The organism is Prevotella sp. OH937_COT-195, assembly GCF_003932845.1.
Lineage (GTDB): Bacteria > Bacteroidota > Bacteroidia > Bacteroidales > Bacteroidaceae > Prevotella.
On record NZ_RQZH01000027.1, the window covers coordinates 21586 to 28951 of the forward strand.

Annotated in this window: 4 protein-coding genes and 1 pseudogene; 1 reads left to right on the forward strand and 4 read right to left on the reverse strand. The window is 35.7% G+C overall.

What is annotated here, in order from left to right:
- Position 1 precedes the first annotated feature (1 nt).
- The 3 genes from EII32_RS09745 to EII32_RS09755 all read right to left on the reverse strand — a co-directional run bounded on the left by EII32_RS09745 (position 2) and on the right by EII32_RS09755 (position 3636).
- Positions 2-1882, reverse strand: coding sequence for an ATP-binding protein (locus EII32_RS09745; protein WP_125235221.1), 1881 nt, complete (start codon positions 1880-1882; stop codon positions 2-4).
- Between the two features lie 35 nt (positions 1883-1917).
- Complete coding sequence (locus EII32_RS09750) at positions 1918-2133, reverse strand: helix-turn-helix transcriptional regulator (RefSeq protein ID WP_125235222.1); 216 nt, start codon at positions 2131-2133, stop codon at positions 1918-1920.
- 279 nt (positions 2134-2412) lie between these two features.
- Positions 2413-3636, reverse strand: coding sequence for a site-specific integrase (locus EII32_RS09755; RefSeq protein WP_125235223.1), 1224 nt, complete (start codon positions 3634-3636; stop codon positions 2413-2415).
- 560 nt (positions 3637-4196) lie between these two features.
- Between EII32_RS09755 and EII32_RS09760 the strand changes: the two genes are divergently transcribed.
- Positions 4197-6803 carry a restriction endonuclease subunit M gene (locus tag EII32_RS09760; protein ID WP_233582372.1) on the forward strand — a complete coding sequence of 869 codons (2607 nt, stop codon included), beginning with the start codon at positions 4197-4199 and terminating at the stop codon, positions 6801-6803.
- A 392-nt stretch (positions 6804-7195) separates the two neighbouring features.
- On the opposite strand, the pseudogene EII32_RS09765 reads toward EII32_RS09760, so the two are convergent.
- Positions 7196-7366, reverse strand: a pseudogene (locus EII32_RS09765) (IS5/IS1182 family transposase); the annotation flags it as partial.

The window sequence follows — 7366 nt, forward strand, 5'->3', positions numbered from 1 at the left end:
ATTAATCCTTCTTTTGTTTGAACCCTTCTTTAAGTATATTAAGGAATATTTCGTTATGGGCCATCGCGTCTTTTATAAAAGCATCAATAGAAAGAATATAAGTACCTACAGTATATTTTGTATCATCTTCGAGTGACTTTTTCCAAGAGTTCTCCCTATAATACAAATAATCTTTAGAGAACAAGGGGGTATACTCTCTATTCTCTAAGGATAGTCTGAAATCATCGTTAAACTCAACTATCCCATAAAACCACATGCGTTGAATTTTATTAGGATAATAGTTCAGTAACTTTATTGCTCGCTGCTGCAATTGACTTTCCACTTCCTCCGTTTTTGCAAGAGTTATACCTCTTTTCTTCAATTCAATAATCACCACATCTACGGATCCGTCTTCAGCTTTGTTTGGATTATCTGAGAATATGATAGCTATGTCAGGTCTTCCATCGTCTTCAATATCGTTAGTTTTTTTTGTAATCTCATCAAGAACTTCAGTCATTGTTCTTTCGCTCATAGCTGTAGTATATGTCATGTATTTATTGTCCAATAACCAGAGGTTATGGGTATAAATACTATCCATGTTTCCATCCTTTAAGACAGACCGTTTCGGTAGTATTAAATTATGCAAATCAGCTTCAGAATCTGCCGCTGTATATTGTTCTACTTTAGCAATGATTTTCTCACGGTATAGAATGTACTGAGCCAAAGTCCTAGATGAAACATCCAATGCCTTATCATATTTTTCGTCATCTAAAGATTGAGCCTCTAAAATTGTTTTCTGATCGCGCATGAAAAGTTTCTGTGCGTCCTCTACTGATTTTGCTTTTGATATTATACCAACTTCATCTTTATTGAAATATCCCAGAAGATGTGGATATGTCTTATCCAAGGACTCTTTCGTTCTATTATTCTTTTCTTTCACAGAAGGCAGCTGTTTTTCTATAACTTCAGCAATTTTTTTCCTAAACAATATCTTCAATGGTTTCAAAACAGAGTCGCTCAAAGTCAGATTTTGACGTGAAGGATCTATTTTCCCATTTAAAATAGAGGATCGTAATAAAAAGATAAAATTATAACCATAAGAAGGCAGGTTTTCTAGCGATATAATATCGTCAACAACTTTTGTACGATTGTCTACACAAAATGCAGTCATAAGGAATGTTGCAGAGAATTTTTCGGTTTTCTGAATCGCATAATCCAAATACGAGTCTGCAAACATGTCTATTGTTTCTGTGTCAATCTTGACTGTACTCATGTCTGGAATATCATTGCTTGTGATAGTTGTCTCAAATGTTCCGACGGTAATTTTTCCTCTATGAGGGACATCTATCTTTATCTTAATCTGAAAATCGTTTATCTTGCTCTTTAATATATAAAGTCTAGGATAGAATTCTTTCAAGATCTCTTGCCTTAACCTCTCTGGCATTATATCGGAATAACTACTTAACCTTTGCATGGAACATTCGGTGAAAACAAGCTTTGTTTCTTGCATTGCATCAGGTGCCTGAGATAACGACATATCTGTATTGTTCTCATCAAAACTATCATTGAATGTAAATGTGCGAAGTAGACCATCATAGATACTACGAACTTCTACTTTATTAAAGTAGCTTAGGTAAACTAACCTGCCAACACCTTGGTGTGTGTTTTCTTCAACTTTCAGCAGCTCACAAAACTTGTTATATCTATAATCAGTAAAGCCTTCACCATTGTCAATGATTTCAATTCTAAGTGTTTCTTGCTTATCAAAAGAGTCAATAAAAATATTGATGTCAATTTGATTAGCATTAGCATCAAGAGAATTTGCGACAGCTTCTTTGAACACTTGTACTAATGAAGGGTTCTGAAAGAATAGCCTGACTGCTTGTTTTGTATTTACTCGCATGATACAATAACATTTATTGGTTATAAAATCTTTCCCTAAGCATCGAAGTCTACCTCCAACAATTCTTTAATATCAACCTGAAGCAGTCGGGCAATCTCTACGAATTGTGCCATAGATGGTTGTATCTTATTTGTCTTCCATCGAGAGACTGTCATCTCGGTGACATCCATCTGTTCGGCAAGCCATCGGTTGGTGATTTGCTTGTCGGCTAACACCACTCTGATTCTGTTTTGGCAATCTTTCTTCGTCATCTATTTTGATTTTAGCTATTTACATGTGCAAAGATAAACATAGTTTGTTAAATCACCTAACTTAATGTTGAATAATAACTCGTTTTTAGCGCCTTTTGTGTTTCTGACTTCTTGTTTTGTATCCGACTCGTCAAATTACACAGTGCCTTTTCGTATTTAGTACATCTCTTTGCTATATATGCGCAACATGGACTAAACCTATTCTTCTTTCACCAGAACAATGATGTTTGCTGGCGAAAAGAAAAATATCTTCTCTTTTTGCCAGTAAATGGATCTATGTTATAGGTTGAGTGCCGGCAGGCTGTTGATGGCATCCTCTTTCAGTTTGTCAACCGCACGAGTATATTTCTCCGTGTGTTTTAGTCCGCTATGTCCCAATAGGCTCGCAACAGTTTTGATATTCGCGCCATTGTTGAGTATATTCACAGCAAAGGAGTGGCGAGCACAATGCCAACTGATGTGTTTGTTAATGCCTGCACGCTTCACCCATCGTTTTACCGATTTGCAACAACTCTCATACGAGGGAAGATTGAAAATGGAGGAATTCAAATCGTCAGGTGCTTCTCCTATCAGTGAAAGTAATCCATCGTTCAGAGGAATGACAACACCACTATGCGCCGAATGACCTTTGGTCTTATTCTGCTCAAACTTCAATAGGCGATTGGTGTAATCAATGTTCTTATAGGTTAGATCTTTCACATCGCAGAAGCGCAGACCACAATACAGACAGAGGATAAATGCTCGTCTGACATTGGGGTTTTCATTATCGTAATGGCATTGAATCAGTGATTGGATTTCATCCATAGACAACACATCTTTACGCAAAATCTGCTCATCCACCTTGCACACCACACCCTTGCAAGGGTCTTTCAGCATCACTTCGTGGTCGATTGCATATCGCACAACCTTCTTGAAACGCTGATAGATGCTCTTTGCTCCTTCGCCCACGCTTCGTGATTGCAGATACTCCACAAAGCGTTCCATCATGTCCTGGGTTATCAAATCGGGCTTAATGCTAAACTCATAGAGTGGATATTGCTCTTTCAGAAAATCTTTAAAACGATTCAAGGCTATCTTTATCATCCGCAAGTCTTTCTTCGTATAACAGTCTATGTAAGCCTGATAATAGTCCAAGAAATTGATATTTCTATCTTTCTTCAAACGATAGCCAAGCATACTCTCCTTAAACTGCTGTTCACGCTCCGCACGAATCTTGGCAGCCAGTTCAAGCGTTTCTTTGTTCTGTTGCCGTTCCGCTGAAGTACGAGGCTTAGCTATCAAGTACAACTGCAAATTTTCTTTTCGCCTGTTGTGCTTAATGTGTACCTTGGGCTTACCCATTATCTTGCCTGTTTCATACAAAACGGGATTGCCGTTTTCGTCTAAAACCGGTGTTTCTTCTCTACCGAGATAATACTCCAGATATAGACTTGTCCGACCATCAGACAGCACATTTTGCTCCAATTTCGGGTTTTCCTTTGCTTTATTTTCTAATTTTGCCATAATTGATAGTTATGTACCTAAATGTGTATCAAACCGTGTTAAACCATTAACTCGTTTATTTTCAGATGTTTTCTTATTTTGCAAAGATACTAAAAAGTTCCGAATATCAAAGTGTACTAAAAGTGTACTTTGTAACAAAAAACAGTCAAAAATGAGCAAAATCAGCAAATACAAGAAAATAGTAAATTATTGATTATCAATATAATATATTCTTTTAATTTCTCTTGTTTTCATGGCATTGTACCGGGTCTGGGTACAAGAAAAAGAACTAAGTATTTGATAAACAAATACTTAGTTCTTTTATTTGCTCGATTTCCCTACAAGTGCAAAAGAAATAGCAGTGAAACGTTATTTTCTTTGCTTCGCTGCATATATATCATGAATACTATATTCGTTGTTTTATATCCCTGTTTGTAGTAACATTAATTAAACTTGTTTTTATTAATACTTTGCTTCTCAAATCCAAAAAACTGCGTTATATGAAATTTTGCGAGAAAACCAAAATAAAATGGGGTATTTTATGATTAATTTCTTAACTTTGCAGCAAAATTAGGAGGACTATGGACATTAAGAAACATATTACAGCTTTGGGGTTTGTTCCAAAAAATGGGACGAATGGCATTTATCATAAAACGTATGTTGATTATGCCATAGAAATTGATTTTGAAAAACAGAATATTAATTATGGTAATAGTATCATTGCAGAAAGCAGGACTACACAAAATTTTTCGCAACCTGAAAATTTTGTAGTACTTGAATGTGTTGACAGATTACTACTTAAAGGATATAAACCCCAGAATATCATTCTTGAAAAAACTTGGCCGTCAGGGCATGGCACTTCTGGACGGTTGGATATTTGTGTTAATCGTGAAGATGGTACACCATATATGCTCATAGAATGTAAAACTTATGGTAAAGAGTATAATAAGGAATCGACTAAAATCCATAAGGATGGGGGGCAATTATTTACTTATTTTCAATTATCTGGAAGTAAGGTTGATGTGATAATGCTTTACGCCTCAGAATTGAAAGGAGACAAATATATATATGTTAACGAAATCATAAAGATTGAAGATGATTATCGCAATGGTGATGTAAAGGACATTTATGATAAATGGAACAAACTCACTAAGGATAATGGAATCTTTGATTCTTGGGTACAACCATATAATTTCCAGAGCAAAGCATTAACAAAGGAACAATTGAAAGAGATAAAAGCCGAGGATTCAAGCTTTATCTTCAACCGCTTCCTTGAAATACTACGCCACAATGTAGTTTCAGATAAAGGTAATGCTTTCAATAAGATATTTACACTCTTCTTGTGTAAGGTCTATGACGAAACAACTACAGGAGAAGGTGAAGAGTTAAAGTTCCAATGGCTTGAGGGTAGAGATAATCATGTTGATTTTCAACTTCGTTTAACAGACCTTTATAGTAAGGGAATGAAAAAATTCTTAGATAGAACTGTTAGCGACTTCAACAATGAGGATTTTGATAGGCGATGTGCTAATCTGAATAAAGATACGAAACTATATCTTTTGAAGGAGGTGAACAAGCTACGTCTTGAAAAGAATAATGAGTTTGCAATTAAGGAAGTATATGATAATGCCTCTTTTGAAGAAAATGCAAAGGTTGTAAAAGAAGTTGTAGAATTAATTCAAGGATATAGAATCCGCTATAATAAACGACAGCAATATTTATCCGACTTCTTTGAATTGTTACTTACCACTGGTCTCAAACAAGAGGCTGGACAGTACTTTACGCCTGTACCAATTGCGCAATTTATCATCAAAAGTCTTCCTTTGGATTCTATTATGGCAGAAAAACTTTCTAGTAAGGATGGAGAAATCCTGCCATATATGATTGACTATGCAGCAGGTAGTGGTCACTTTATCACAGAGTTTATGCACGAAATACAAGACATCATAAACGTTTGTGATACCTCTAAGTATATTGAAGAAACAAGAAAGCACCTCGTCAATTGGCAGAATTGTCATTTTGACTGGGCTACAGACTATGTGTATGGCATCGAAAAAGATTATCGACTTGTAAAAGTTGGTAAGGTTGGTTGTTATTTGCATGGTGATGGCTTGGCTAATGTTATCCTCAGTGATGGACTTGCCAATTTCCGCAATAACAAAGAGTATAAAGGTAGGTTACGCAAGTTAGTAAATGATGGACAAAAGGATAATCAACAGTTTGATATAGTATTGAGTAACCCTCCATACTCAGTATCTTCATTCCGTCAAACTACTCGTGACTACTATACAGAACAAGATTTTGAATTGTATAATTCACTAACAGACAATAGTTCTGAAATAGAGTGTCTATTTATTGAGCGTACAAAACAGTTGCTTAAAGACGGCGGTATAGCAGGAGTTATTCTACCAAGTTCAATATTGACCAATTCGGGTATTTATACTAAGGCTCGTGAGATTATATTACAATACTTCGATATTGTGGCTATTGCGGAGTTGGGTAGTAATACATTTATGGCAACCAATACTAATACGGTTGTTCTGTTCATACGTCGTAGAGATAATTATTTTGCAATCAATACAAAGGTTGCTGTCGATACTTATTTTCGCACCCTAAATGATGTTACTATCAATGGCATAGAAACCCCAGCATTGAAATATGTGGCTTATGTTTGGGAGGGTCTTGATTATGTCGATTATGTCACATTATTGCAAAAATCACCTAATGATAAGGTAAAGGCACACGAAATTTATATAGAGTACAGGAAAAAACTTTCTTCTAAGAGTGATGCAAAGATCTTTGAAGAAATATTAAGTATTGAGGCTGAAAAGCTTTTGTACTTTATATTGGCGTACCCCCAAAAGGTTGTTATTGTTAAGAGTGGAGAGAAAGATGTCGAAAAGCGTTTCTTAGGTTATGAGTTTTCAAACCGCAGAGGAAACGAGGGAATCCACGCTATCCAAAGAGGGAAAAACATTGATGAGTGTACCCAACTTTTCGATGCAGACATTTATGACAATTCTTTACGGGCAAGTACTTATATTCATAAAGCCTTCAAGGGAGATATTACATCTCCAATAGCAGAGGCTATGCAATCGCATATTAGTCGTATATCCTTAATTGATATGCTTGCTTTTAATAGAAGTGTATTTGAAAAAGGCATCTCGATTGTAGCAAAAAAAAAGTAACAATAAATAGTAATTTTCCATTAGAATCAATTGAGGGATTAGCCAAGGTAATTCGTGGTGTTACTTATGCAAAAGAAGACCAAGTTCAGGAAGTAACAAATAATGTTGTGTTAACTGCAGATAATATAACATTGTCAGGTCATTTGGAAATCAATAAACTAATTTATCTCCGGTCTAACAAAAAACTTGATTTAGACAAGGTGCTGAGAAAGAATGATTGTTTCGTTTGTTTTTCAAGTGGTAGCAAGGCTCATGTGGGCAAAATCACTTTTATTGAGAAGGATACATCATTCTATGCAGGTGGCTTTATGGGTATAATTAGAGCCTATTCCGATAGGATACTTCCGAAATTTCTTTATACAGTATTAAATAGTGCCTTATATAGTCGTCCCTTAAAAAGAGATGCTAAACGGGAATTGATTCATCAATGACCTCTCTCTTAGCATTTCTCTTATTGTTTTGAATAGGAATAAAAGAGCTCTCATGGCTCTTTTGAAGTTGTAAGCAGCCGCCGCCAACAGTAGGTTCACAGCATCCCCAGTCACACCCTTGTAAAAGTTGCG